This is a genomic window from Luteibacter anthropi, from assembly GCF_011759365.1.
GTDB lineage: Bacteria > Pseudomonadota > Gammaproteobacteria > Xanthomonadales > Rhodanobacteraceae > Luteibacter > Luteibacter anthropi.
Genome location: NZ_JAARLZ010000005.1, coordinates 168,261 through 190,713 on the forward strand (window position 1 = coordinate 168,261; position 22,453 = coordinate 190,713).

Annotated in this window: 20 protein-coding genes; 15 read left to right on the forward strand and 5 right to left on the reverse strand. The window is 63.2% G+C overall.

Annotation, left to right across the window (positions count from 1 at the left end):
* Window positions 1-5: 5 nt before the first annotated feature.
* Window positions 6-1,094: a LacI family DNA-binding transcriptional regulator gene (locus HBF25_RS10715; protein WP_341778075.1), complete on the reverse strand. Its 1,089-nt coding sequence runs from the start codon at window positions 1,092-1,094 to the stop codon at window positions 6-8.
* A 343-nt stretch (window positions 1,095-1,437) separates the two neighbouring features.
* On the opposite strand from HBF25_RS10715, the gene HBF25_RS10720 reads away from it, so the two are divergent.
* From HBF25_RS10720 to pdeM, 14 genes are all read left to right on the forward strand, one after another.
* Window positions 1,438-2,634 carry a Gfo/Idh/MocA family protein gene (locus tag HBF25_RS10720; RefSeq protein WP_166948215.1) on the forward strand — a complete coding sequence of 399 codons (1,197 nt, stop codon included), beginning with the start codon at window positions 1,438-1,440 and terminating at the stop codon, window positions 2,632-2,634.
* On the forward strand, window positions 2,631-3,848 hold the full coding sequence (locus HBF25_RS10725; RefSeq protein WP_166948217.1) for a nucleoside permease: 1,218 nt from the start codon (window positions 2,631-2,633) through the stop codon (window positions 3,846-3,848). Before HBF25_RS10720 ends, HBF25_RS10725 begins: the two co-directional genes overlap by 4 nt.
* A gap of 30 nt (window positions 3,849-3,878) precedes the next feature.
* Window positions 3,879-4,751, forward strand: coding sequence for a sugar phosphate isomerase/epimerase family protein (locus tag HBF25_RS10730; RefSeq protein WP_166948219.1), 873 nt, complete (start codon window positions 3,879-3,881; stop codon window positions 4,749-4,751).
* Between the two features lie 43 nt (window positions 4,752-4,794).
* A complete protein-coding gene (locus HBF25_RS10735; protein WP_166948221.1) occupies window positions 4,795-6,486 on the forward strand; it encodes a GMC oxidoreductase in 1,692 nt (563 codons plus the stop codon).
* A gap of 10 nt (window positions 6,487-6,496) precedes the next feature.
* Window positions 6,497-7,087, forward strand: a complete 591-nt coding sequence (locus tag HBF25_RS10740) for a gluconate 2-dehydrogenase subunit 3 family protein (RefSeq protein ID WP_166948223.1) — start codon at window positions 6,497-6,499, stop codon at window positions 7,085-7,087.
* Window positions 7,088-7,090: 3 nt separating this feature from the next.
* Window positions 7,091-8,152, forward strand: a complete 1,062-nt coding sequence (locus HBF25_RS10745; protein ID WP_166948225.1) for a sugar phosphate isomerase/epimerase family protein — start codon at window positions 7,091-7,093, stop codon at window positions 8,150-8,152.
* Window positions 8,149-9,054: a hydroxypyruvate isomerase family protein gene (locus tag HBF25_RS10750; RefSeq protein ID WP_166948227.1), complete on the forward strand. Its 906-nt coding sequence runs from the start codon at window positions 8,149-8,151 to the stop codon at window positions 9,052-9,054. Before HBF25_RS10745 ends, HBF25_RS10750 begins: the two co-directional genes overlap by 4 nt.
* Before the next feature lie 20 nt (window positions 9,055-9,074).
* A complete protein-coding gene (locus HBF25_RS10755) occupies window positions 9,075-9,845 on the forward strand; it encodes a 3-keto-disaccharide hydrolase (RefSeq protein WP_166948229.1) in 771 nt (256 codons plus the stop codon).
* 185 nt (window positions 9,846-10,030) lie between these two features.
* Window positions 10,031-10,810: a YkgJ family cysteine cluster protein gene (locus HBF25_RS10760; RefSeq protein WP_166948231.1), complete on the forward strand. Its 780-nt coding sequence runs from the start codon at window positions 10,031-10,033 to the stop codon at window positions 10,808-10,810.
* 8 nt (window positions 10,811-10,818) lie between these two features.
* Window positions 10,819-11,805, forward strand: coding sequence for a phytanoyl-CoA dioxygenase family protein (locus tag HBF25_RS10765; protein ID WP_166948233.1), 987 nt, complete (start codon window positions 10,819-10,821; stop codon window positions 11,803-11,805).
* 87 nt (window positions 11,806-11,892) lie between these two features.
* Complete coding sequence (locus HBF25_RS10770; protein ID WP_166948235.1) at window positions 11,893-12,915, forward strand: ligase-associated DNA damage response exonuclease; 1,023 nt, start codon at window positions 11,893-11,895, stop codon at window positions 12,913-12,915.
* Window positions 12,915-14,507 carry an ATP-dependent DNA ligase gene (locus tag HBF25_RS10775; RefSeq protein WP_166948237.1) on the forward strand — a complete coding sequence of 531 codons (1,593 nt, stop codon included), beginning with the start codon at window positions 12,915-12,917 and terminating at the stop codon, window positions 14,505-14,507. The genes HBF25_RS10770 and HBF25_RS10775 overlap by 1 nt, the downstream gene beginning before the upstream one ends.
* Window positions 14,464-16,905, forward strand: a complete 2,442-nt coding sequence (locus HBF25_RS10780; protein WP_166948239.1) for a ligase-associated DNA damage response DEXH box helicase — start codon at window positions 14,464-14,466, stop codon at window positions 16,903-16,905. Before HBF25_RS10775 ends, HBF25_RS10780 begins: the two co-directional genes overlap by 44 nt.
* The gene (gene pdeM / locus HBF25_RS10785; protein WP_166948241.1) at window positions 16,902-17,558 is read left to right on the forward strand and encodes a ligase-associated DNA damage response endonuclease PdeM; all 657 of its coding nucleotides are present in this window, start codon (window positions 16,902-16,904) and stop codon (window positions 17,556-17,558) included. Before HBF25_RS10780 ends, pdeM begins: the two co-directional genes overlap by 4 nt.
* A 16-nt stretch (window positions 17,559-17,574) precedes the next feature.
* Here pdeM and HBF25_RS10790 read toward each other — a convergent pair whose 3' ends face one another.
* The 3 genes from HBF25_RS10790 to HBF25_RS10800 form a co-directional block, all read right to left on the reverse strand.
* Window positions 17,575-18,726 carry an AI-2E family transporter gene (locus HBF25_RS10790; protein ID WP_208392528.1) on the reverse strand — a complete coding sequence of 384 codons (1,152 nt, stop codon included), beginning with the start codon at window positions 18,724-18,726 and terminating at the stop codon, window positions 17,575-17,577.
* Window positions 18,727-18,820: 94 nt separating this feature from the next.
* A complete protein-coding gene (locus tag HBF25_RS10795; protein WP_166948243.1) occupies window positions 18,821-19,123 on the reverse strand; it encodes a helix-turn-helix domain-containing protein in 303 nt (100 codons plus the stop codon).
* Between the two features lie 158 nt (window positions 19,124-19,281).
* On the reverse strand, window positions 19,282-20,175 hold the full coding sequence (locus HBF25_RS10800; protein ID WP_166948245.1) for an SDR family oxidoreductase: 894 nt from the start codon (window positions 20,173-20,175) through the stop codon (window positions 19,282-19,284).
* A gap of 408 nt (window positions 20,176-20,583) precedes the next feature.
* Here HBF25_RS10800 and HBF25_RS10805 point away from each other — a divergent pair, with 408 nt between their 5' ends.
* Window positions 20,584-21,033 (forward strand): hypothetical protein, encoded by a 450-nt coding sequence (locus HBF25_RS10805; protein ID WP_166948247.1) that lies wholly within the window; start codon window positions 20,584-20,586, stop codon window positions 21,031-21,033.
* Here HBF25_RS10805 and HBF25_RS10810 read toward each other — a convergent pair.
* Window positions 20,975-22,450 carry an efflux transporter outer membrane subunit gene (locus tag HBF25_RS10810; RefSeq protein ID WP_166948249.1) on the reverse strand — a complete coding sequence of 492 codons (1,476 nt, stop codon included), beginning with the start codon at window positions 22,448-22,450 and terminating at the stop codon, window positions 20,975-20,977. The genes HBF25_RS10805 and HBF25_RS10810 overlap by 59 nt on opposite strands.
* Window positions 22,451-22,453: the final 3 nt, after the last annotated feature.

The window sequence follows — 22,453 nt, forward strand, 5'->3', positions numbered from 1 at the left end:
CCCGGTCACGACCGGGATGACGAGCCGCCTGATCGTGGTGCCGTGGACCCACGGACCACGAGATCCGCCGACAACACCCGCTTGCGCGATGGCACCGAAGGGTCATTGAGCAGTTCGATCATCATGCTCATCGCCTCGCGCCCCAGTGCATTCTTTGGCTGGGCGATGGTAGTAAGCGAAGGCGAGGTATAGCGCGCGAAGCGGATATCGTCAAAGCCCACCACGGAAACATCTTCCGGTACGCGCACACCCCTTGCGCTCAGCGCACGCAGGGCGCCTATGGCCATCTCGTCGTTGGAGCAGAAGACGGCGCTGAATGGCCGGCTCTGTGAAAGCAGCAGGTCAACGGCACGTTCGCCCGCCTCGATGGAGAAGTCCCCCACCACCGTCAACGACGGGTCCGGCTCAATACCCGCCTTCTGCAATGCAAGGCGATAACCTTGTTCGCGATCCACGCAGATCGGGCTCGATGCCGGGCCAGCGAAGAAGGCGATCTCCCGATGCCCCAGGGCAACCAGATAATCCATCGCCGCCACGGCGGCGGCGACGTTGTCGATATAGACACTTGAGATGTCCTTGTCCTTGACGTACTCGCAGGCATTCACCACGGGCAGGCGGCCATCGATGGGGATGGCCGGTACGCGGGGTGACATGGTGATGATGCCATCCGCCTGTCGTGCCGCGACCATGTCGGCATACGCCTGTTCGCGCACCAGGCTGCCCTGGGTCTCGCCCAGCAGCACCGAATAGCCGTTCTCGTGCGCCACCTGCTCGATGCCGCGGATCACCTCGGAGAAGAACGGATTGGCGATGTCGGGCACCAGGGCCACGATCAGACGCGTACGCGAGGTGCGCAGATTGCGCGCCAGGGCATTGGGCGTATAGCCCAGCCGCTTGACCACCTCATGGATGCGCTGGCGCGTGCTCTCACTTACGACCTCCGGCCGCTGAAGGGCGCGCGACACCGTGGCCACCGATACGCCGGCCGCCGCCGCGATCTCCTTGACCGTGCGCACGCGTACAGGCTGCACCGCAGCATCGGCCTTGCCGCCGTTGGCTCCCTGCTTCCTGCGCTTCGGTGACGCCTCGCTCACGCGCTTTCCTCTTTGGTTTGTCGCCAACGTGCCGCGCACGATAGCAGCCGGGTGCGGGCCGGAACGGCACGATGGCCTCGTATTCCCTGTCGCTTATGCTGCAATGCAATGTAATGGATTACATTAAATCGTTGCAACTGCGTTTGGACATCTGCTACATACGTTGCCACATTTCACGACGCGCATCGATGGGGCAGCGGGCGCGGCGCACCAGTACGAACACAACCAGCACAGCCGGTGCGGGTGTCCATGAAAATGTAATCGAATACATTTGATGGCATCTGCACAGCGGAGGGGAAATGGCAGGCCAGTCCTTGAAGACCAGCGCCAGGGCAGCAGACCGATGAAGAAGCTCGGCATGGGTCTCGTCGGCCCCGGCTTCATTGCAGCCCATCACCTCGATGCCGTGCGCCGCCTTGGCGACGTGGAGATCGTCGGCATCGCAGGCTCCAGTCCGGAATCCACGCGGAAACGGGCGCGCGAGCTGGGCGTGGCAAAGGCGTATGCCAGCTATCACGAGCTGCTGGCCGATCCCGCGATCCAGGTGGTTCACAACACCACGCCCAATCACCTGCATAGAGACGTATCCCTGGCAGCGCTCCGCGCCGGCAAGCATGTGGTCTCCGACAAGCCGCTGGCTGGCACGACGGACGAAGCGCGCGAGCTTTACGAAGCGGCGCGCGTAGCAGGCGTGGCGCATGTGGTGACGTTCAACTATCGCGGCTACCCCCTCGTCCAGCAGGCACGCGCCATGATCGCCAAAGGCCAGATAGGCCCGGCGGTATTCGTGCATGGCTGCTACCTGCAGGACTGGCTCACCGACGAGCGCGCCTATTCCTGGCGACTGGACCCCAAGCGCGGCGGTGCAAGTTCGGCGCTCGGCGACATCGGCTCGCACTGGTGCGATCTCGCCGAGCACGTCACCGGCGCGCGCATCGTTTCCGTGCTGGCCGACCTGCACACCGCCGTACCGACGCGCGAAGCACCTGCCACCTCGACGAAAGCGTTCGCCAGCGCGGCAAAGTCAGCCGCGCGCCGCAAAGTAAAAATTACCAGCGAAGACCTTGCCAGTGTCCTGCTGCGCTTCGACAACGGAGCACGCGGCTGCGTCACGGTGGGCCAGGTGCTTCCGGGCCACAAGAACGACCTGCGCCTGGAAGTCAGCGGGCGCCTCGCCTCGGTGGCGTGGCGCCAGGAGCAGCCCAACGATTTGTGGGTGGGGCATCACGCCCAGCCCAATACGGTGCTGACGCGCGACCCTGCCCTGCTCGACCCGGCAGGACGCGGCTATGCACACCTGCCGGCGGGTCATCCGGAAGCCTGGGCCGATGCCTTCCGCAACCTGATCGCCGACGCTTATGCCTGGATACGACAGGGCGGCACGGCCGATACGCGGCCCGATGCGCTGCCCACCTTCGCCGATGGCTACCGCAACAGCCTGGTGATCGACGCAATGCTCAAGAGCCACGCCGCGGGCGGCGTCTGGCAACACATCGAAGACCCTCTGGGAACATCACGCAAAAAGGGGAAACGGGGATGAAATGGCGCCTTAGGTTGATGATGCTGTTCGAATACGCCATCTGGGGCGCCTGGTACGTCACGGTGGGAACCTGGCTGGGCCAGACGCTGCATTTCAGTGGTACGGAAATCGGCGCCATCGCCGGCACCACCGCCATCGGCGCAATGATCTCGCCGCTGTTCGTTGGCCTGCTCGCCGACCGCCTGTTCGATACGCGCCGCGTGCTGACCATGCTGCACATCGTCGGCGCCGTGTTGCTGGTGATTGCCGCACAGCAGAGCTCGTTTGGTGTGCTCTATGCCGCGCTGCTGGCATACAGCCTCTGCTACATGCCTACCCTGGCGCTGACCACCTCGCTCGCGATGCGCCATATCCGCGATCCTCAGGAAGAATTCGGTGCGATCCGCGTGTTCGGTACACTGGGCTGGATTGCCGTCGGCCTGGTCGTCGGCGCCCTCGGCGTGGAGGCCACGGCATCGCCCCTGCACCTCGCTGCGGCGCTCTCCATCGTGATGGCGGGCTACTGCTTCACCCTGCCCGCCACGCCGCCGCTGGCCAACCCGCAGCGCTTCACGATGCGCCATGCGCTACCGCTGGAATCCCTGCATCTGCTGCGCAACCGGTCCATGGCGGTATTCGCCCTGGCCTCGTTCCTCATCTGCATCCCCCTCCAGTTCTACTACGCCTTCACCAACCTCTTCCTCAACGAAGTGGGCGTGGTGAATGCGGCCGGCAAGATGACCGGTGGGCAGATGTCCGAAATCCTCTGCATGCTGCTCATCCCCTGGTTCTTCCGCCGGCTGGGCGTGAAGTACATGCTGGCGGTCGGCATGCTGGCCTGGGTGATCCGCTACGCCATGTTCGCCTTCGGCAACCCGGGTGAGCTGATGTGGATGCTGTGGCTGGGCATCATCCTGCACGGCATCTGCTTCGACTTCTTCTTCGTCGTGGGCCAGATCTATATCGATCGCGAGGCGCCCTTCGCGCTGCGTGCGGCCACCCAGGGCCTGATCACCTTCCTCACCTATGGCCTGGGCATGTTCGTCGGATCGTGGCTCTCCGGCGTGGCGGTAGACACCTATTCGCGTACGAACGCCCAGGGCGTGACCACGCACGACTGGTATGCCATCTGGATGATTGCCGGCGCCTGCGCGGCCGTGGTGCTCGTCCTCTTCGTGCTGCTGTTCAAGGATCGCAAGGCAACGGCCAGCGAACCGGTCACCAGCGCCACCTGACCCGAACACGTTATCCAAGGAGATCCCTCCATGATGAATCGCAGGCAGTTCCTGACCCGCTCCGCACTCTGTGGCACGGCAGCGTGGCTTACCCTCGGCGCGCCCGGAAAACTCCTGGCCGCTGCCGCGCAGGGCAAGACCTTGGGCATACAGCTCTACATGGTGCTGAAGGCCTATCAGGACGACCCCATCGGCACGCTCAAGACGCTTAAGAAGATCGGCTACTCGGAAATCGAGGCCATCGTCACCACGACGGCGAAGACCCTGCGCGACCAGCTGAAGGAAGCCGGCCTGAGCTCACCCAGCCTGCATTACGACAGCCTGGGCTTCGAGCCGGGCATCGAGGCCGCGCATGTACTGGGCTCGCGCTACATCGTCAGCAGCATGCTGCCTGCCATCATGCAGAAGGAGCGCAACACGGCCGATGCCGACTATTCGCTCGATGGTGCCAAGCGCACGGCCGACTATGCCAACCAGCTCGGCGAGAAGGCACGCAAGGCGGGTCTTCAGTACGCGTACCACAACCATCACCTGGAGTTCTCCGACGTGGGTGGTGGCCAGACCTTCTACGACGTGCTCCTGAAGGAAACGGACCATAAGCTCGTCCAGTTCGAAATGGATTGCGGCTGGGTGCATGCCGGTGGCAAGAATCCCGCCGATTACTTCAAGGCCAACCCCGGCCGCATCCCGCTTATGCACGCCAAGGATTTCCTGCCCGGCAACAGCAAGGATTACCCCGGCGCGGAACTGGGCCGCGGCACGCTGGACTACAAGCCGATCATGGCGGCGGCAGATGCTGCCGGACTGAAGCATTGCTTCGTCGAGCAGGAAGGTCCGTTTGCCCGCATGAGCCAGCTCGAAGCCGCGCGCGTCGACTACGACTACCTGCGCCCCCTGCGCTGAAGCGCCCCCTTTCCTGATCGCAACCTCGTCTGAAGGCACACGCATGGAAAAGAACACGTACGACGCCATCGTCGTCGGCACCGGCATCAGTGGCGGCTGGGCCGCCAAGGAACTCACGGAAAAGGGACTCAAGACCCTCATCCTCGACCGTGGCCCCATGGTCCGCCACGGTGAATACCCCACCGCCATGAAAGCGCCGTGGGAACTGCCCTATGCGGACGAGCCGACGCAGGAAGACATCGCGCGCCATCCGAAACACACCCGCCCCTCGTTCTACGGCATCACCCAGTCCACCAAGCACTGGTTCGTCGACGACATCGACAATCCGTATGAAGAAACCAAGCCCTTCGACTGGTTCCGTGGCTACCACGTGGGCGGTCGCTCGCTGATGTGGGGACGCCAGAGCTACCGCCTGAGCCCCATGGACTTCGAGGCCAATGGCAAGGAAGGCGTGGGCGTGGACTGGCCGATCCGGTATGAAGACATCGCACCATGGTACGACCGCGTGGAGCATTTCATCGGCGTCAGCGGCAATACCGATCACCTGGCGCAGCTGCCGGACGGCGACTTCCTGCCGCCCATGGAACTCAACTGCGTGGAGAAGGATTTCCAGGGCAAGCTGTCAAGCAAGATGAACCGCAAGCTCATCATCGGGCGCACGGCCAATCTGTCCGCCCCGCTGAAACATGACCAGAGCCCGCAGCGCGGCACCTGCCAGTACCGCAACCTTTGCATGCGTGGCTGCCCTTACGGCGGCTATTTCAGCAGCAATTCGTCCACCCTGCCCTCGGCCGAGAGGACAGGCAACCTGACGACGGTCACCAATGCCATCGTCTATGAAATGATCTACGACAACGAGAAGGGCAAGGCCACCGGCGTACGGGTGCTCGACGCCGAAACCGGTCACCAGACCGAATACTTCGCCCGCGTGATCTTCCTGTGTGCGTCCACCTTCGGTACCACGCACATCCTGCTCAACTCGGTGTCCAGCCGCTTCCCCAACGGCTTTGGCAACGATAGCGGCGAGGTAGGCCACAACATCATGGATCACATCTTCGGCAATGGCGCACGCGCCGATGTCGACGGCCATGAAGATCGCTATTACTCCGGACGTCGCCCGAATGGTTTCTATATCCCGCGCTATCGCAACGTGGGTGCCGACAAGCGCAAGTACCTGCGCGGCTTCGGCTTCCAGGGCGGCGCCGGACGCGAAGACTGGACACGACTGGTCGACGAACCCCTGCTGGGCGATGCACTCAAGCATGCGGCGGAGAAACCGGGTCCCTGGACGATATCGATGATGGGCTTCGGCGAGATGCTTCCTTCGCACAAGAACCTCGTCACCCTCGACAAGACCATCAAGGACAAATACGGCCTGCCCGCACTCAACTTCGATGCGGCTCACCGTGAAAACGAGCTTCTGCTGACCAAGGAAATGATCAGCGATGCGATGGAAATGTTGAATGCTGCCGGCTATCGCAACGTGACCTCGTACTCGATGAAGGCCAACGTCGGCGCGGGCATCCACGAGATGGGTACGGCGCGCATGGGACGCGATCCGAAGACCTCCGTGCTCAATGGCTGGAACCAGATGCACGCCGTGAAGAACGTCTTCATCACCGACGGCTCGTGCATGACCTCGTCCGGCTGCCAGAACCCGTCCCTCACTTACATGGCCCTGACCGCACGCGCGGCCAACTACGCCGTGGAAGAACTCAAGCGCGGCAACATCTGAGGATATGGCCATGAACCGTCGTGAATGGTTGAAGAGCATGTCCGCCCTGGCCGTCGGCGCCATCGCCGGGCCATCCCTGCTTGCCGTGTTCGAGGCGCATGCCGCCTCGCAGAAGCCGGCTACCGGACCGCGATTCTTCAGTCCCCCGCAGAACGACGTCATTGCGTCAGTGGCGGACATCGTGATTCCCCGTACCGATACGCCGGGCGCCATCGACATCGGCGCCCCCCTGTTCATCGACCAGATGTTCAAGGATGTCTACACGAAGGCCGAGCAACAGCGTTACCTCAGCGCCCTGAAAGCTTTCGACCAGGCCGGCGGCAAGCCTTTCGCCCAGTTGGACGAAACCCAGCGCAAGGCCCTGGTCAACAAGCTCCATGGCGAAGCCCTGGCCACGAAACATGGCAGCACTCCGCCACCCGCAGCCGACTTCGTGCTGATGACCAAGAAGCTGACCATGCTGGCCTTCTTCATGTCCCAGCCCGGCTGCACGCAGATTCTCCAGTACGACCCGGTCCCGGGTGCCCTCAGGTCTGACATTCCCCTGTCCCAGGCAGGGAACGGACGCGCCTGGGCCATCGAAACGCAACTCAGGATCTGATGCATGAAGACACTCAAGGGCCCGGGAATATTCCTCGCCCAGTACGCAGCGGATGAGGCGCCGTTCAATACCCTGCCGGATATCGCCCGCTGGGCGGCATCGCTTGGCTTTGTCGGCGTGCAGATTCCCACCAACGACCGGCGCCTGTTCGATCTTGAGCAGGCAGCGGCGAGCAAGGGCTATTGCGACGACATCGCCGGCATGCTGGCAGAGCATGGCTTGTCAGTCACCGAACTTTCCACGCACCTGCAAGGACAGCTCGTCGCGTCGCATCCCGCCTATGACCGCCTGTTCGACGCCTTTGCCCCGGATGCCCTGCGCGGCAACACGCCGGAACGCCAGGCATGGGCCGCCAACCAGCTCATGCTGGCCGCGAAGGCCAGCAGGCATTTCAACCTGACCTCGCACGTGACCTTCTCGGGCGCACTGGCCTGGCACCTGTTCTACCCATGGCCGCAACGGCCGGCAGGCCTTATCGACGAGGCTTTCGCCGAACTGGGCCGGCGCTGGCGGCCTATCCTGGATGCCTTCGACGACGTGGGCGTGGACGTCTGCTACGAACTGCACCCCGGCGAAGACCTGCACGACGGGGCCACCTTCGAGCGTTTCCTGGATGCCGTGGATCATCATCCCCGGGCAAACATCCTGTACGACCCCAGCCACATGATGTTGCAGCAGATGGACTACCTGCAGTTCATCGACTTCTATCACGAGCGCATCCGCGCCTTCCACGTGAAGGACGCCGAGTTCCGGCCCAACGGCCGCGCGGGCGTGTATGGCGGTTACCAGAACTGGATCGATCGCCCGGGCCGCTTCCGCTCGCTGGGCGACGGACAGATCGATTTCCGTGCGATCTTCAGCAAGCTCGCGCAATACGACTACCCCGGCTGGGCGGTGCTCGAATGGGAATGCTGCATCAAAGATGCCCAGCAAGGCGCGAAGGAAGGTGCCCTCTTCATTCGCGACCACATCATCGAAGTGACCCGGCGCGCGTTCGACGACTTCGCCGCCAGCGGCAGCGACCGCGCCTTCAATCGCGCCATCCTGGGACTGGAACCGACATGAGCACCTCCCCCGCCAATCCCGCACGACGCACCGCGCTGAATCAGCTGACAGCGGCGGCAGCGGCCTTTGGCGCCCTGCCGCTGCTGGCGTCGGCAAAAACGCCGCCCGGCAAGGCCGCGGCGGGCAAGGTACCCGCAGGACGACTGAAACAATCGCTGAGCCGCTGGACCTCCGATGCGCCGTTACCCGAGCTTTGCAAACGACTGAAGGCCATCGGCTTCGTGGGCGTCGACCTGCTGTATGCAGACGAATGGGCCGTGGCGGCCGATAACGGCATGGCCGTGTCGATGGGTTATCCCTCGCGCCGAGATGATTTCATCGCCATGGGATTCAACGACCCGGCCAACCACGCCACGCTGCTGAAAGAGCTGGAAACCACCATTCCCCTCGCGAAGCAGGCCGGCCTGACCAACATGATCACCATGTTCGGCAATCGCAAGGCGGGCATCGATGATCGCCAGGCCCTCGACAACTGCGTGGCGGGCCTGTCGAAGATTGCCCCGCTGGCGGCGGAAAATGGCATCACGCTATGCGTGGAGCTGCTGAACAGCAAGGTGGATCACCACGGCTACCAGGGCGACAGCACGGCCTTCGGCGTGGCCGTGATGAAAGGCATCAACTCACCCCATGTAAAGCTGCTCTACGACATCTACCACATGCAGATCATGGAGGGTGACGTGATACGCACCATCCGCGACAACATCCAATGGATCGGCCACTTCCACACCGGCGGCGTGCCGGGACGCCATGAGATCGACGGCAGCCAGGAACTGAACTACCGGGCCATTGCCACGGCCATCGCCGACCTGAATTTCCAGGGCTACATCGCGCATGAATTCATGCCGGCACACCCCGACCCGTTCAACTCGTTTGCCGAGGCGTTCAAGATATGCGCGGTATGAACTCCCACCGGAGAAAACCCATGAAACGGCAAAACCTCATTGCCCCCGCCCTTCTTGTGGCAGTCGCCGCAACGGGTAACGCATGGGCGCAGACCGACCCCAAGGCAACCGAGCAATGGGAGCCGGTTCCCAGGGTCGTAGCGACCGGCAAGCAGGACAGCGCGCCGCCTTCCGATGCCATCGTGTTGTTCGACGGTCATGACATCAACCAGTGGGAGGCCTCCAAGGATCATTCCCCCGCTCACTGGAAAGTCCATGACGGCGTGCTGACGGTGGACAAGACCACCGGTAACATCCAGACAAAGCAGCACTTCAGGAATTACCAGCTGCACCTGGAATGGCAGGTGCCAGCCAATATCACTGGCGAAGGCCAGGCACGTGGCAACAGCGGTGTGTTCCTCGCCTCCACCGGTCCCGGCGACGAAGGCTACGAAATCCAGATCATGGATTCGTGGAAGAATCCCACCTATGTCAACGGCCAGGCCGCCAGCGTCTACAAGCAGACCGCGCCACTGGTGAACGCCATGCGCGCTCCGGGCCAATGGCAGACCTACGACATCATCTGGACGGCACCGGTGTTCGCGGCCGACGGCACGTTGAAGTCGCCCGCCTATGTCACGTTGCTCCACAACGGCGTACTGGTACAGAACCACACCCAGCTCACCGGCGAAACCCTCTACATTGGCAAGCCAAGGTACAACCCGTACACGGACGCACCGGTCAAGCTACAGGCTCACGGCGACCCCTCGGCACCCATCAGCTTCCGCAACATCTGGATAAGACCCCTGTAGGAACGCGCCTCGCGCGCGACCGCCACGCATCGACCGGCTGGACATAACCGGCCATAAGCCCCGATCCCCTTCGGGGCTTTCTTTTTCCAGTACGCTTACGCACCATCCAGAGACCCCAGGGTTTTAGCGGCGTTACAAACGCCGCGGCCTCCCCGTCTCGAATCATTACCCGTCGGCGTGTATCGATGACTGTCCACTTCTCCTGCACCATGTGCGGCCGCTGCTGCCACGGCCTGCGACTACCGTTGAGCGTCGACGAAGCCATCCGCTGGCTGCGCAACGGGGGCGAGATACAGCTCTTCAGCGAAGCCATCCCCTGGCCCGAAGAGCCGCCGATGGAGAACGGACTGGCCCAGCACAAGCGACGCCGGTCGTTCGCGGCTCGCAGTGCCCAGATGCCCGTCCGGGTCATCGCCACCCTCGTAGCTTCTTTCGACGGCCCATGCCCCAACCTGCTGCCCGACATGCGCTGCGGTGTGTATGAGACACGGCCCCAGGTGTGCCGCGTCTATCCGGCCGAGCTCAATCCCTTCATCGAGCTTGAACCCTCGAACAAGCTATGCCCGCCCGAAGCCTGGCAGGCGGAAGAAATCATCCGCGATGCGTCCGGCCAGTGGACTGATCCCGATACGGTGAACGCCATCAAGGCCTCCCATGCGGCCGACCAGCGCGATACGGCGACCAAGGCCCTCCTGTGCCAGTTGCTCGACCATGCGACGACCGGGCTTTCCAACGAAGGCATCGTCGCCTTGTCCGTGCCCCCGGCACAGCTTCTTGAAGCACTTGAAGCGGCTGCGGCGGTGAGTGGTGACGAAACGCCGGACGTATCGTGGACGTTCCTTTCCAATCGACAGGCCACGCTGGACCTGCTTCGCTCGGCCGGCACGGATTCGGCGGCTTCACATGAGCGAGAAGCCGGGCACGTGAAGTACCTGGGCTTCTTTGCCGGTGACGTGGCTGCCTGAGTGCCTACATGACCCCGATGACGACAAAACTGGGCATCAGAGAGTTGCACACGTACTGGGCCCTCCAGTGCGAACCCGGGTCTGTCGCACCACTGTCGCAGGATGTCGAGAAGACTCTTCTGGCTGGCTTGCGCCTCAACGTTCTGGAAACCCTGCGGTATCTCCATTATCAGCGCCCTGGCTATGAGCAGTTCGAAGCATGGGTCTGCGAATGCAATGACGGCGGCTTGCCTGAAGCATCGCTGGACCGGCTCAGGAAGGCGCTGGAAGGAGAGACCGTCGGCTCCGAAGTGGGCGACCTCGATAACGTGGAAGGCCTGGATGCGGAGGATCTCGCTCACTGGGACGAACACGGCTACGTCATCCTCCGCAATGCCATCAGCGCGCCGGCCGCCGAAGCCGCGGAACAGGCCATCTACGATTATCTGGGAATGGACCGTGACGATCCGGAGTCCTGGTATCGCGAATCACTGGGGCATTCCATCTGGGTGCCCCTGCTCCGGCACCCTGCACTCGTAGCCAATCGCTGCGCGCCACGCATCCACAAGGCCCATGCCCAGCTCTGGGGTCGTGAAGATCTCTGGGTCACGATTGATCAGGGCGGCCTGAATCCCCCGGAACGCGAAAACTGGCCCTTCCCGGGGCCCCATCTGCATTGGGATGCCACGCTGGCCGAGCCACATTGCCTCGACATGCAGGGCATCCTGTATCTGGCCGATGTTGACGAGGACCAGGGAGCTTTCAGCTGCGTGCCTGGTTTTCACCGTTCGCTGAAACAGTGGTTGAAAAGCGTTCCGCAAGGTACCAGCGCGCAAGACCACGCACGACGAACGCTTACCATGAAGCCGATCGCCGCCAGGCGGGGCGACATGATCATCTGGCACCATCTCCTGCCGCACGGCAGTAGCCCGAACCGCGCGCAACGCCCGCGTGTGGCTCAATACATGTCCTTGCGGCCCACACGCTTCGCTCACTGTGTGGACTGGGTCGCGTAACCACGACGATTCAGCCTGGAAGGCCCGTTTGCAGGCAACTCGTTTCCGACACGGACTCTTGACGGAGGGCACCCTAGCCTCCCATGAATGAACGAATATCTTCTCCAGCCCCGTAAGGAAGGGCTTTATTGCCCGGCTGGAGACTTTTTCATCGACCCGATGTGGCCGGTGGAACGCGCCGTCATCACGCATGCCCACGGCGACCATGCCCGCGCCGGTAGCGCGCTCTATCACGTCAGCGAGACAGGGCTCCCCCTCTTTCGCGAGCGCCTGGGTAAAGATGCTGCGCTGATCGAACACCCCTACGGCGAGCGTTTCCAGTTGGGCGAGACCACGGTCTCCCTGCATCCGGCAGGACATGTGCTGGGGTCCGCGCAGATCCGGATCGAGGCGGCCGGCACGGTGGCCGTCGTCTCCGGCGACTACAAGCGCGATCCGGACCCTACCTGCGAGCCGTTCACGCCGGTCCCTTGCGATATCTTTGTCACTGAATCCACCTTTGGGTTACCCATCTACCGATGGCCCCCGATGACCCAGGTGATCACGGACCTGCTGGCCTGGTGGGACGATTGCGCGGCCCGGCAGGTACCTGCTGTGTTGTTCTGCTATGCATTGGGCAAGGCCCAGCGCCTGCTGGCCGAACTGGCGGCGAGAACGGATCGTACCGTGCACCTGCACGGCGCCATGCTACGTCTGGTCGATGTCTACCGCGAAGCGGGCGTCGCGATGGTTTCTACGGCTTCCGTCGGTGAATCGCCCCGCGGCCGGGACTTTGCCGGCGAGCTGATCCTCGCCCCGCCCTCGGCGGCCGGCTCGCCCTGGATGAAACGGTTCGCCCAGGCGTCGACCGGCTTCGCTTCCGGGTGGATGCAGGTACGCGGTGCCCGGCGCCGGCGCGGCTACGACCGGGGCTTCATCGTGTCGGACCACGCCGACTGGAATGGTCTGGTTCGCAGTGTGCAGGATTCCGGCGCCAGCCGGATCTACGTGACCCATGGCGACGGCGAAGCGCTTATCCGCTACCTGCGCGAAGCTGGCCATGATGCGCGGCCGCTGTCGTCCCTGGGCGATGTGGTGCTGAATCCGCGCTCATCCGAGGAGGGCGATTGATGCATCGCTTCGCCCACCTGTTCGGCAAGCTCGACCGCACGACATCGACCCTGGCCAAACGGGAGGCCATCGCCGCCTATCTGCTGGAGACGTCGGCGGCGGATGCCGCCTGGGCGGTCTATATCCTGAGTGGTGGCAAACTCAAACGTACCGCGACTTCCAGTGAAATGCGCGTGGCGCTGGCGGAAGAAACCGGTTTTGCCACGTGGCTGATCGACGATTGCTACGCCCAGGTAGGCGACCTCGCCGAAACGATCACCCTCATGCTGCCGGTCTCGGACATGCCGGGCGAAAACGCAGCCTTGCAGGAGTGGATGACGTCCCGACTTCCTTCCTTGCGGGCGATGGAGTCCGCTGAGCGCGTGGAGCGCCTCCGCCAGTGGTGGCGGTTACTCGGAAAAGACGAGTTGTTCCTCGTGAACAAGCTGCTCACGGGGTCCCTGCGGGTAGGCGTGTCACAGCGGCTGATGATCCAGTCCATCGCCGACGCCTATGCGATCCCCGCCGACCTCGTGGCACATCGCCTCAGCGGCGACTGGACTCCCGGGGCAGATAGCTTCGCCTTGCTTACGGCGCCGGAAGGTGCCGACGAAGACAATGAACGCCCCTACCCCTTCTTCCTTGCGTCGCCACTCGAAAGGGACGTCTCCGAACTCGGTGACCCACAAGCATGGCAGGCCGAATGGAAGTGGGATGGTATCCGTGCCCAGCTCATACGTGGGCATGGCAACAGCTTTCTCTGGTCCCGGGGCAACGAGCTGCTTGAGGGGCGTTTTCCGGAAATCGAACAGGCCGCGCTGGCACTGCCCGACGGATGCGCGCTGGACGGGGAAATCATGGCATGGGCACCCGGATCACCCGCGCCCATGCCCTTTACCGCACTACAGAAACGCATCAACAAGCGGGCACCCGGTGCACGCCTGATGGCCGAGGTTCCCGTCTGTTTCGTGGCCTACGACCTGCTGAAAATCGCCGGCGAGGATATCCGCGAACAGCCGCTGTATCAGCGCCGCGCCCAGCTGGAAGCCGTGGTCAGTAAACTGGGCGCGACCTTCTGCCTTTCCGACATCGTTCCCGCGACCGACTGGGCCGAGTTGGAGACGGTCCGGGAAGAATCGCGTGCGCGCCAGACCGAAGGCCTGATGCTCAAGCGCCTGGATTCACCATACCGCGTGGGACGCAAACGCGGCGACTGGTGGAAGTGGAAGATCGATCCCTATACGGTCGATTGCGTGCTGCTTTATGCCCAGCCCGGACATGGCCGTCGCTCGGGGCTCTTTACCGACTACACCTTCGGCGCCTGGGACGAAGGACAACTGGTGACCGTGGCCAAGGCGTATTCCGGCCTCAGCGAAGCCGAGATATCCGCCCTGGATCGATGGATCCGGGCCAACACCATTGAACGTTTCGGCCCGGTCCGTTCGGTCACGCCCACTCACGTTTTCGAACTCGCCTTCGAAGCCATCCAGTTGTCCGGCCGCCACAAGTCCGGCGTGGCCTTGCGCTTTCCGCGCATCCTCCGCTGGCGAACCGACCTGTCCATCCACGATGCCGAACACCTCGCCGACCTCCGCAAGCTGGCGACGGGCTGAATCACGCCTGGTGGCGTGGTTCGCGTCGCAGGGCCGCCGCCCGGCGCCTTTCCAGCGCGCAGCATGGCGACACTGGGCAGCTGGCGAGGATGGATTGATCCATGCACCCACGGGCACCGGCAAGACGCTGGCAGCGGCCGGCGGCCCGCTCATCCACGGCGTGCTTCATCCCGCGGCAGGGCTGCAACTGCTCTGGATCACTCCCTTGCGCTCACTGGCTACGGATACCACGCAGCACCTGAGCGCCGCCGTCGAGGCCATGGAATTGCCATGGCGCGTGCTTCGTCGTACCGGCGACAGCGGTAGCGGCGAGCGCGCGCGGCTACGACGTGGCGCCTGCGAACTGCTGGTCACCACGCCGGAAAGCCTTGCCCTGCTGCTCAGCTATCCCGATGCTGCCGATCGTTTCTCGCGGCTACAGGGCATCGTTGTCGACGAATGGCATGAACTCATCGGCAACAAGCGCGGAACCCTGCTGCTCCTTGGCCTGGCCCGCCTGCGTCGTTATCGGCCCGATGCAAGGATCTGGGGCCTGTCAGCCACGCTGGGCAACCTTGACGAAGCACTGGCCGCGCTCACGCCCCGTGGTGTGCTGGTAGGTGCTTCCTCGCCCAAGAAGATCATTGTCGAATCGGCCATTCCCGAAGCCGGCGAACGATTTCCCTGGGCCGGGCACCTGGGCCTGCGACAGCTGCCGCGCGTACTCGCTACGCTCATGAGCGCACGTAGCAGCCTCGTGTTTGCAAACACACGCTCGCAAGCCGAACTCTGGCACGAGGCGCTTGCCTCCGTGTGGCCCGAAGATCCGGACACACTCGCCCTGCATCATGGCTCGATCGATCCCAGGCTGCGCTTCGCGACCGAAGAAGCCTTGCGCGAAGGCAGGCTGAGATGTGTGGTGGCGACGTCCAGCCTCGATCTTGGCGTGGATTTCTCCAGTGTCGAGAAGGTGATCCAGATAGGCAGCCCCAAGAGCATCGCCCGTCTGCTGCAAAGGGCCGGGCGCAGCGGGCATCAACCCGGTGCGCCTTCGCGCATCCTGTGCGTACCGACGCACCTGCTCGAACTGGCCGACATTGCCGCCACCCGCGATGCGCTGCGCCAGGGTCATCTGGAGCCCCGCCATCCACGCAAGGGATGCCTGGATGTTCTCGCCCAGCACCTGACTACACTCGCGGTGGCAGGCGGTTTCGACGCCGACGAAGCCTATGCGGAGGTCACCTCGGCATGGCCATACGCATCCCTGCCACGGGAGCGCTTCGATGCAACGCTTCGTTTCCTGGTGACCGGAGGGAGCGCCCTGGCGGCTTATCCGGAATACCGGAAGCTGGTGCTTGAACATGGTCGATACCTGGCGAGCGCACCGCGCATCGTGCGCATGCATCGCCTCTCGATCGGTACCATCACCTCCGATGGCAGCCTCCAGGTGCGATATCTCAAGGGCGCGCGCCTTGGCAGCGTCGAGGAGTCATTCATTGCGCGCCTGCGGCCCGGCGACCGATTCCTCTTTGCCGGTCGCAACCTTGAGCTGGTCCGCGTCCGTGACATGACGGCTTACGTGCGCGCGGCAAACAGCCGTCGTGGTGGCGTGCCTCGCTGGCAAGGCGGCAGGCTGCCCCTGTCGGGCGAACTGTCCGACCACCTGCGACACGCGCTGGCTTCGAAGGCCACCGCATCGCCTGAAATGAAGCGGCTTGAACCCCTGCTTGCCATCCAGCGAAGGCAATCCGCCGTGCCGGGCACGGAGGAAACCTTGTGCGAACGGATTCGTACCCGGGATGGCGATTACCTGTTCCTCTATCCTTTCGCCGGCCATCTCGCACACGAGGGCATGGCCGCCCTGCTCGCTTACCGGTTGTCGCTCATCCATCCGGCCGACTACGGCTATGCCGTGAACGATTACGGGCTCACGATCACCGCCGCGACGCTTCCGCCACTGGATACGGCCACCATGCGAAGCTTGCTGCACCCATCACGGCTCGCTACCGATATCGTGCGGAGCATCAACCTGATCGAGCTGTCCCGGAGGCAGTTCAGGGAAATCGCCCGCGTGGCCGGACTGGTCTTCAGCGGCTATCCCGCCCATTCGAAGACACTGCGCCAGCTCCAGGCATCGAGCGGCCTGCTTTACGACGTGCTGCGCAGGCACGATCCCGACCATCCCCTGCTCTGGCAGGCCGATCACGAGGTACTTGAACTGCATCTGGAGGTGAAGCGCCTGCGCCGCGTCATGCTGCGCATGGCCCGCTCGCAGCTGGTATGGAAGGAGCCGCCCCGGCTTACCCCCTTGTCGTTTCCGTTATGGGTAGAACGTTTGCGCGGCGGCATCTCCGCAGACGACTGGCGATCGCGCGTGGAACGCATGCGAGCCAGCCTTGAAGCGAAGGCAGACACATGATGACGTATGAGCTGGCTATTGCAGGCGCGCGCCTGATCGCCCACGCAGAACGCGCACTTTTCAGGCCGGATACGGGCACCTTGATGGTCGCGGATGTCCACCTCGGCAAGGGCGGCGTCTTCCGCCGCGCCGGCATCGCCGTGCCCAGTGGCGATACCTATACGGACATCGGGCGACTGGATGCCCTCATCGACGAGTTCACCCCACGCCGGCTGGTGATCCTGGGCGATCTTGCCCACGGCGAGGCCACGGACGGTAGCGAATGGGTGACGGCCATGCGTGCATGGCGACATCGGCATCCCGACATTGACATGCTGCTGGTGGAAGGCAATCACGACCGCCACTTCGACGCACGCTCACTCGGTATCGGCGTGCTCCGGGAACCGGTGATGGAGCCACCGTTCGTTCTCACCCACCATCCGGAAACCGATCCTCGTGGCTATGTTCTATCAGGGCATGTCCACCCTGGCGTCATCGTGCGAGATGGATGGCGCAAGCATCGCCTGCCCGCGTTCGTCTTCGACGACACCGCAGGGATACTTCCGGCATTCGGTACCATGACGGGCCTGCAGGAGATGGATATCCGTCACGCGCACACTGTGATTGCAGTGACACCAGGTGGACTCATTCCTATACGGGGCGAGCGGGCATAAACCGGTTGCCCGCTCGCTACGATTCGTCGGCCGCTTTACGACGATCCCCTTCGAGGAAATGCCCGAACGCAGCGAGCGGACGGATGCCGTCGCAGAGAATCTTGGTGATGGCGAGCATCGGTACGGCAAGGATGGCGCCGGGCACACCCCACATCCAGTCCCAGAACAGCAGCGCGATGATCACGATGACGGGATTCAGCGTAAAGCGTCGCGCCAGCAGCATGGGCGTGATGGTCTCGCCTTCGAGCACGTGGATCGCGCCGTAGAGCACCATGGGCATGAAGGCCTTCCACAACGGATCGAGGCTGAGCATGCCCACACCCAGGAAGGTCACCACGCCCACCAGCGGACCAAGAATCGGCACGTAGTTCAGCAGGAACGCCACGGCCCCCCACAGGATGGGATCGGACAGTCCCAATGCCCACATCGCCAGGCCCGTTGCGATGCCGACGAGCAGGTTCATCATGGTAATGGTGACCAGGTACGACGACACGTCACTCTCCACCTGCCAGGCAATGTCGATCACCTGACGCTTGTCCCGGAACCGGGGCATCACCTCCACCAGCCGGCGCAGGAAGGTATCGCCGGAGTTGAGCAGGAAAAAGAGCACGAGGAACATCGTCAGGAATTCAGACGCGAAGGTCTGGACCCCACTCAGGATGGCGCCCTGGAAATCGATGCCAGCAGCCGCCGGATGACCCGCCGTGCCTTCGTCGGATGCCCCGATCATGCCCTTGGCATGCGCCAGCATCCCCTTCAGGCTGTCCAGCGGGGCACTGATGACCTTCACACGCTCCTGCAGGCGAGGCAGGCCCTCGGGGAGCCGTTGCCCCCAACTCTGCGCCGGACCGCTCAGCATGCCTCCCAGCCCGGCCAGCAGGCCCCACAGCGCCACGATCAGCAGCAAGGCCGCCACCGGCCGCGGAACCCGGACCCTGGCAAGCAACCGCATCAGGGGCTGGAGGAGCAGTTTCAGGATGAAGGCCAGGACGACCGGGAGGATCACCTCCCGAGCAACATAGGCACAGCCCAGCACCGCAATGACGGTCAGTATGCCCAGAAAGACCGTCTTGGGGTCGTTGGGCAACGGCATCTCTTCCGCTTCCACCTCCGCCACTGGCTGGGGCGGCACATCGATCTCCGGCGGCGGAGCGGCGTCATTCGTCACGTTACATTCTCCCTGTGGAAACTGGTGCAGGGGCGAATGTCGCTGGTTGCGCGTGAGACTTTTGTCTCCGGGGAGACGCTGACCCCAGCGTCGCTTACCGGGACGAGGCGTGCTTCATACCATGCGGCTGGCGATGCAGCCTCAGCGAACCCGATACGATCGACCGGCCCGAAGTGTTCCCCGGCCTTGCCGTACTGACCAGAAGCGCCGTATAGGGAACATCCAGCGCCCGGGACACACCGATGATCTCGGACAGCCTTGGGCAGCCTCCCGCCTCTTCGATTTCGTATAGGCGCCCCACCGAAAGTCCGGTCCGCCTGGACAACTCATCCAGTGTGATGTTCTGGTTGCTGCATTCGCGACGGATATTCATGCCGATATGGGACGGATGCGCCATTTCTCTGCTCCACGAAACGCCTGGTGAAATCAGCCTGCCCACTCATTATGAGAAGGCAGGCAAGCGTTTGGAGTAACGGGAAATCGTCATCCCATATAAATCCCGTAAAACCGCATCGTTGCGCGAATGCCTCCGCGCCCCACCCGCGGCTTAAGACACTAGGGCAGCGGATTGCCGCCCGTCACGCCATAGGTCTCGCCGGTGACGAAGCTGGACTCGTTCGAGGCCAGCAGGACATACAGCGGGGCACACTCCACGGGCTGTCCCGGTCGTTTCATGGGGACGCTGGCGCCGAAGTTCTTGATCTTCTCCATAGGCTGGCCGCCCGACGGCTGGAGTGCCGTCCAGATCGGGCCCGGTGCCACGGCGTTCACCCGGATGCCCTTTTCGGCCACCTGTTTCGCCAGCGATTTCGTAAACGCCACGATGGCGGCTTTCGTTGAGGCGTAGTCGAGCAGGATGTCCGAAGGCTGATATGCCTGGATGGAAGCGGTATTGACGATGGTGCCTCCTCTGGGAAGCAAGGCCATGGCGGCCTTGCAAATCCAGAATAGGCCATAGACGTTGGCCTTGAAGGTCTCGTCGAACTGCGCGGTGGTCAGGTCTTCGATGCCTGCCTGGTGAGTCTGGCGACCTGCCACGTTGATGACGATATCCAGGCCACCCATCGCTTCAGCGGCACGGCCGACCAGGGATTTGCAGAATGCCTCGTCCTTCAGGTCACCGGGGATGGCTTTTCCGACAACGCCTTCCGCCTCGACAAGGGTCACGACTTCTCTCGCATCCGCTTCTTCCTCGGGCAGATGATTGATGACGACGTGAGCCCCTTCCCGCGCGAAAGCGATGGCCACAGCACGCCCGATGCCACTATCGCCGCCCGTGACAAGAGCGCGGCGTCCTTGCAGCCTGCCGCTGCCTTTGTACGAGCGTTCTCCATGGTCGGCGGGCGGATCGAGCTTTGCGGCAAGCCCTGGAGCAGATTGCTTCGGTGTATGAAACGGCGGCCCCGGGAATCGGGTGGTCGGATCGATCAGGATGGGGGCGTTCGACATGCGAGGGTTTCCGGTACTTGAGTGAGCCTCCAAAGGTCGGGCCGCCCGTGACATTGCGACGTCCTTCTCCAGTGAAAGCCGGTACACAAGAATGAAGAGCATCCATAAGGCTCGGCGCAATATCCCCCTCATGCGCAAGAAAATGCGTCATGGTATGGATGCTGAACATACCCAGCCTCATCCATGAAAACTCAGGTGGCGTTAACTTCCAGGGGAATAGCTTGTACCTCAGGTCGCCGCGAGGCGACGTTCCCACCGCCATGGCTCTGAGTTCCCCTGCTCGCTTGCCTGGCTTGGATGGAGTTCCCCAAGGCCCGCAGACTCCCCTCTGCGGGTTTTTTATTGCGCGCCGTCTCCCCCGCCATCGCCACGGGGATACGTAGCCCTGGATTTCACCGACTGGCCGGTATGAAAGGCCACGATCATGGCGAACCGGCCCCGTCCGTGATCGTCTGCCGAGTAAACATTCACACACCCGATCTTCACCAGGAAGAAGTTGCCATGCAGCTTGTCCAATCCCTGACAGTGGCTTCCGTCATCATTCTGCTAGTCGCTTGCAGGTCAAAGGAAATACACCTCTACGACAAGGAGGGATATGGCCCCAATACCGCCGAGATCTCGATCAAGGGTGACAAAGGCATGGCGTACTGGCGGTGGGGGCAGAAAACCTTCGCCATGCCGGTCACCCTTGTGCACGACGGCGTCATCCATTCGCCGGTTCCGGGCGGCCTGCTGGAGTTGAAGATGGCTGACGGCACGCTGCTGTCGTTTACCGGCACGCAGGGGCAACTGGTCTGTTTCAAGGGGTGCGCCAAGGCATACCTGCCTCGCGTATGGCTATCCCGAGGGGAGGATTGACCCCGGACACCGCTGCCGACGACCAGCTGCCGCCCAGTGCCCGGAAGAGATCCACCTGACTATCGGCGACACGGGCATCAGCGCTAGCGAGATCGGCTTCGGAATCTGCAAACGTCCGTTCGGCATCCAGCAGCGAGAGATTGTCGATCTGCCCTTCCCGCTGCCGTGCCCGGACGATGTTGACCGCTCGCTCGGCCTCATGCCGTGCTGAAGCGAGTGCCTGACGACGTTCAAGGACGCGCGCATAGTTCGACAATGCCGTCTCCGTTTCTCCGAGGGCCTGGAGCACCGTGCCGTCGAATCGTGCCAGCGCTTCCCGCGTGTCGGCCTTCGAGCGGTCGATTTGCGCGCGAACGTGCCCCTGGTTGGGAAACGACCATGAAATCAGCGGGCCAAGCATCCAGCGCAAGGGCCCCTGCCCGAAGTAGTCACCGAAACCGTAGGCAGTCGAACCGACAGACGCCCCCAGCGATACCTTGGGGTACAGGTCGCCCGTGGCGACACCGATGTTTGCCGTTGCAGCCGCCAGACGTCGCTCGGCCGCTTTCACGTCGGGGCGGCGACCGAGCAGCTGCATACCGTCACCCGTCGGGATCGGCTCATCCATGCGTGGTGCCGTGGCCCGGGCAGCCGCCTCCGCCGGCAGATCCTTCGGTGCCCTGCCGGTCAGGACAGCAAGACGGAACAGGGCCGCCTGGCGCTCGGCGGCAATGACCGGGATATCGGCGTTGCGCTGCTCCCGGAGTGCGGCGATGCGGGTGACATCCAGGACGCCGGCCAGGCCTGCCTCCTGCCGTGCCCTGGTCACGCCCAGGGTTCGGTCGAGCAAGGCGACGATATGTCGTGCCACGTCCAGGCGCCGGGCAGCGCTGGCAGCATCCACATAGGCCTTTGTCGTGTCGGCCACGATCGTTACCCGTACGGCATCGACGTCCGCCTCGGCGGCACCGTAGTTCCCACGCGCAGCCTCCACCTGCCGACGTATCCGACCAAAAAGATCCACCTCATAGGCGACGCTGAGCCCCGCATCGACATAGGTATTGTCCCGCGCATAGCCCGGCAACATCTGCACTGCCGGGAGCTGCTGGCGATTGGCGCTGACATCGATATCCGTGGACGGCCACCATTGAGCCCTGGCCTCGCGCAGATCAGCCCTTGCGCGATCAAGACGAGCAAGAGCAACGCGGATATCCGTGTTGGCGCGCAGCGCGTCGTCGATGAGGCGGTCGAGCACCGGATCGTTGTAAAGCTTCCACCAATAATCGTTCGCGGGCGCATCCGCCGACACGGTAGCGCTGGTCATCAGGAACGGACCTTGCGCAGACGACGGAACATCGGGAGATTTGTAATCCGGACCGACCGCACAAGCCGACAGGGCCAATGTGATAGTCGACAGGGTAAAGATACGAATCCGCATGGG

Bases quoted from the DNA above. Each gene is read 5' to 3' on its own strand.
- HBF25_RS10720 (WP_166948215.1), top strand. From the start codon at position 1,438: ATGAAGAAGCTCGGCATGGGTCTCGTCGGCCCCGGCTTCATTGCAGCC.
- HBF25_RS10725 (WP_166948217.1), top strand. From the start codon at position 2,631: ATGAAATGGCGCCTTAGGTTGATGATGCTGTTCGAATACGCCATCTGG.
- HBF25_RS10730 (WP_166948219.1), top strand. From the start codon at position 3,879: ATGATGAATCGCAGGCAGTTCCTGACCCGCTCCGCACTCTGTGGCACG.
- HBF25_RS10735 (WP_166948221.1), top strand. From the start codon at position 4,795: ATGGAAAAGAACACGTACGACGCCATCGTCGTCGGCACCGGCATCAGT.
- HBF25_RS10740 (WP_166948223.1), top strand. From the start codon at position 6,497: ATGAACCGTCGTGAATGGTTGAAGAGCATGTCCGCCCTGGCCGTCGGC.
- HBF25_RS10745 (WP_166948225.1), top strand. From the start codon at position 7,091: ATGAAGACACTCAAGGGCCCGGGAATATTCCTCGCCCAGTACGCAGCG.
- HBF25_RS10750 (WP_166948227.1), top strand. From the start codon at position 8,149: ATGAGCACCTCCCCCGCCAATCCCGCACGACGCACCGCGCTGAATCAG.
- HBF25_RS10755 (WP_166948229.1), top strand. From the start codon at position 9,075: ATGAAACGGCAAAACCTCATTGCCCCCGCCCTTCTTGTGGCAGTCGCC.
- HBF25_RS10760 (WP_166948231.1), top strand. From the start codon at position 10,031: ATGACTGTCCACTTCTCCTGCACCATGTGCGGCCGCTGCTGCCACGGC.
- HBF25_RS10765 (WP_166948233.1), top strand. From the start codon at position 10,819: ATGACCCCGATGACGACAAAACTGGGCATCAGAGAGTTGCACACGTAC.
- HBF25_RS10770 (WP_166948235.1), top strand. From the start codon at position 11,893: ATGAACGAATATCTTCTCCAGCCCCGTAAGGAAGGGCTTTATTGCCCG.
- HBF25_RS10775 (WP_166948237.1), top strand. From the start codon at position 12,915: ATGCATCGCTTCGCCCACCTGTTCGGCAAGCTCGACCGCACGACATCG.
- HBF25_RS10780 (WP_166948239.1), top strand. From the start codon at position 14,464: ATGCCGAACACCTCGCCGACCTCCGCAAGCTGGCGACGGGCTGAATCA.
- pdeM (WP_166948241.1), top strand. From the start codon at position 16,902: ATGATGACGTATGAGCTGGCTATTGCAGGCGCGCGCCTGATCGCCCAC.
- HBF25_RS10795 (WP_166948243.1), bottom strand. From the start codon at position 19,123: ATGGCGCATCCGTCCCATATCGGCATGAATATCCGTCGCGAATGCAGC.
- HBF25_RS10800 (WP_166948245.1), bottom strand. From the start codon at position 20,175: ATGTCGAACGCCCCCATCCTGATCGATCCGACCACCCGATTCCCGGGG.
- HBF25_RS10805 (WP_166948247.1), top strand. From the start codon at position 20,584: ATGAAAGGCCACGATCATGGCGAACCGGCCCCGTCCGTGATCGTCTGC.
- HBF25_RS10810 (WP_166948249.1), bottom strand. From the start codon at position 22,450: ATGCGGATTCGTATCTTTACCCTGTCGACTATCACATTGGCCCTGTCG.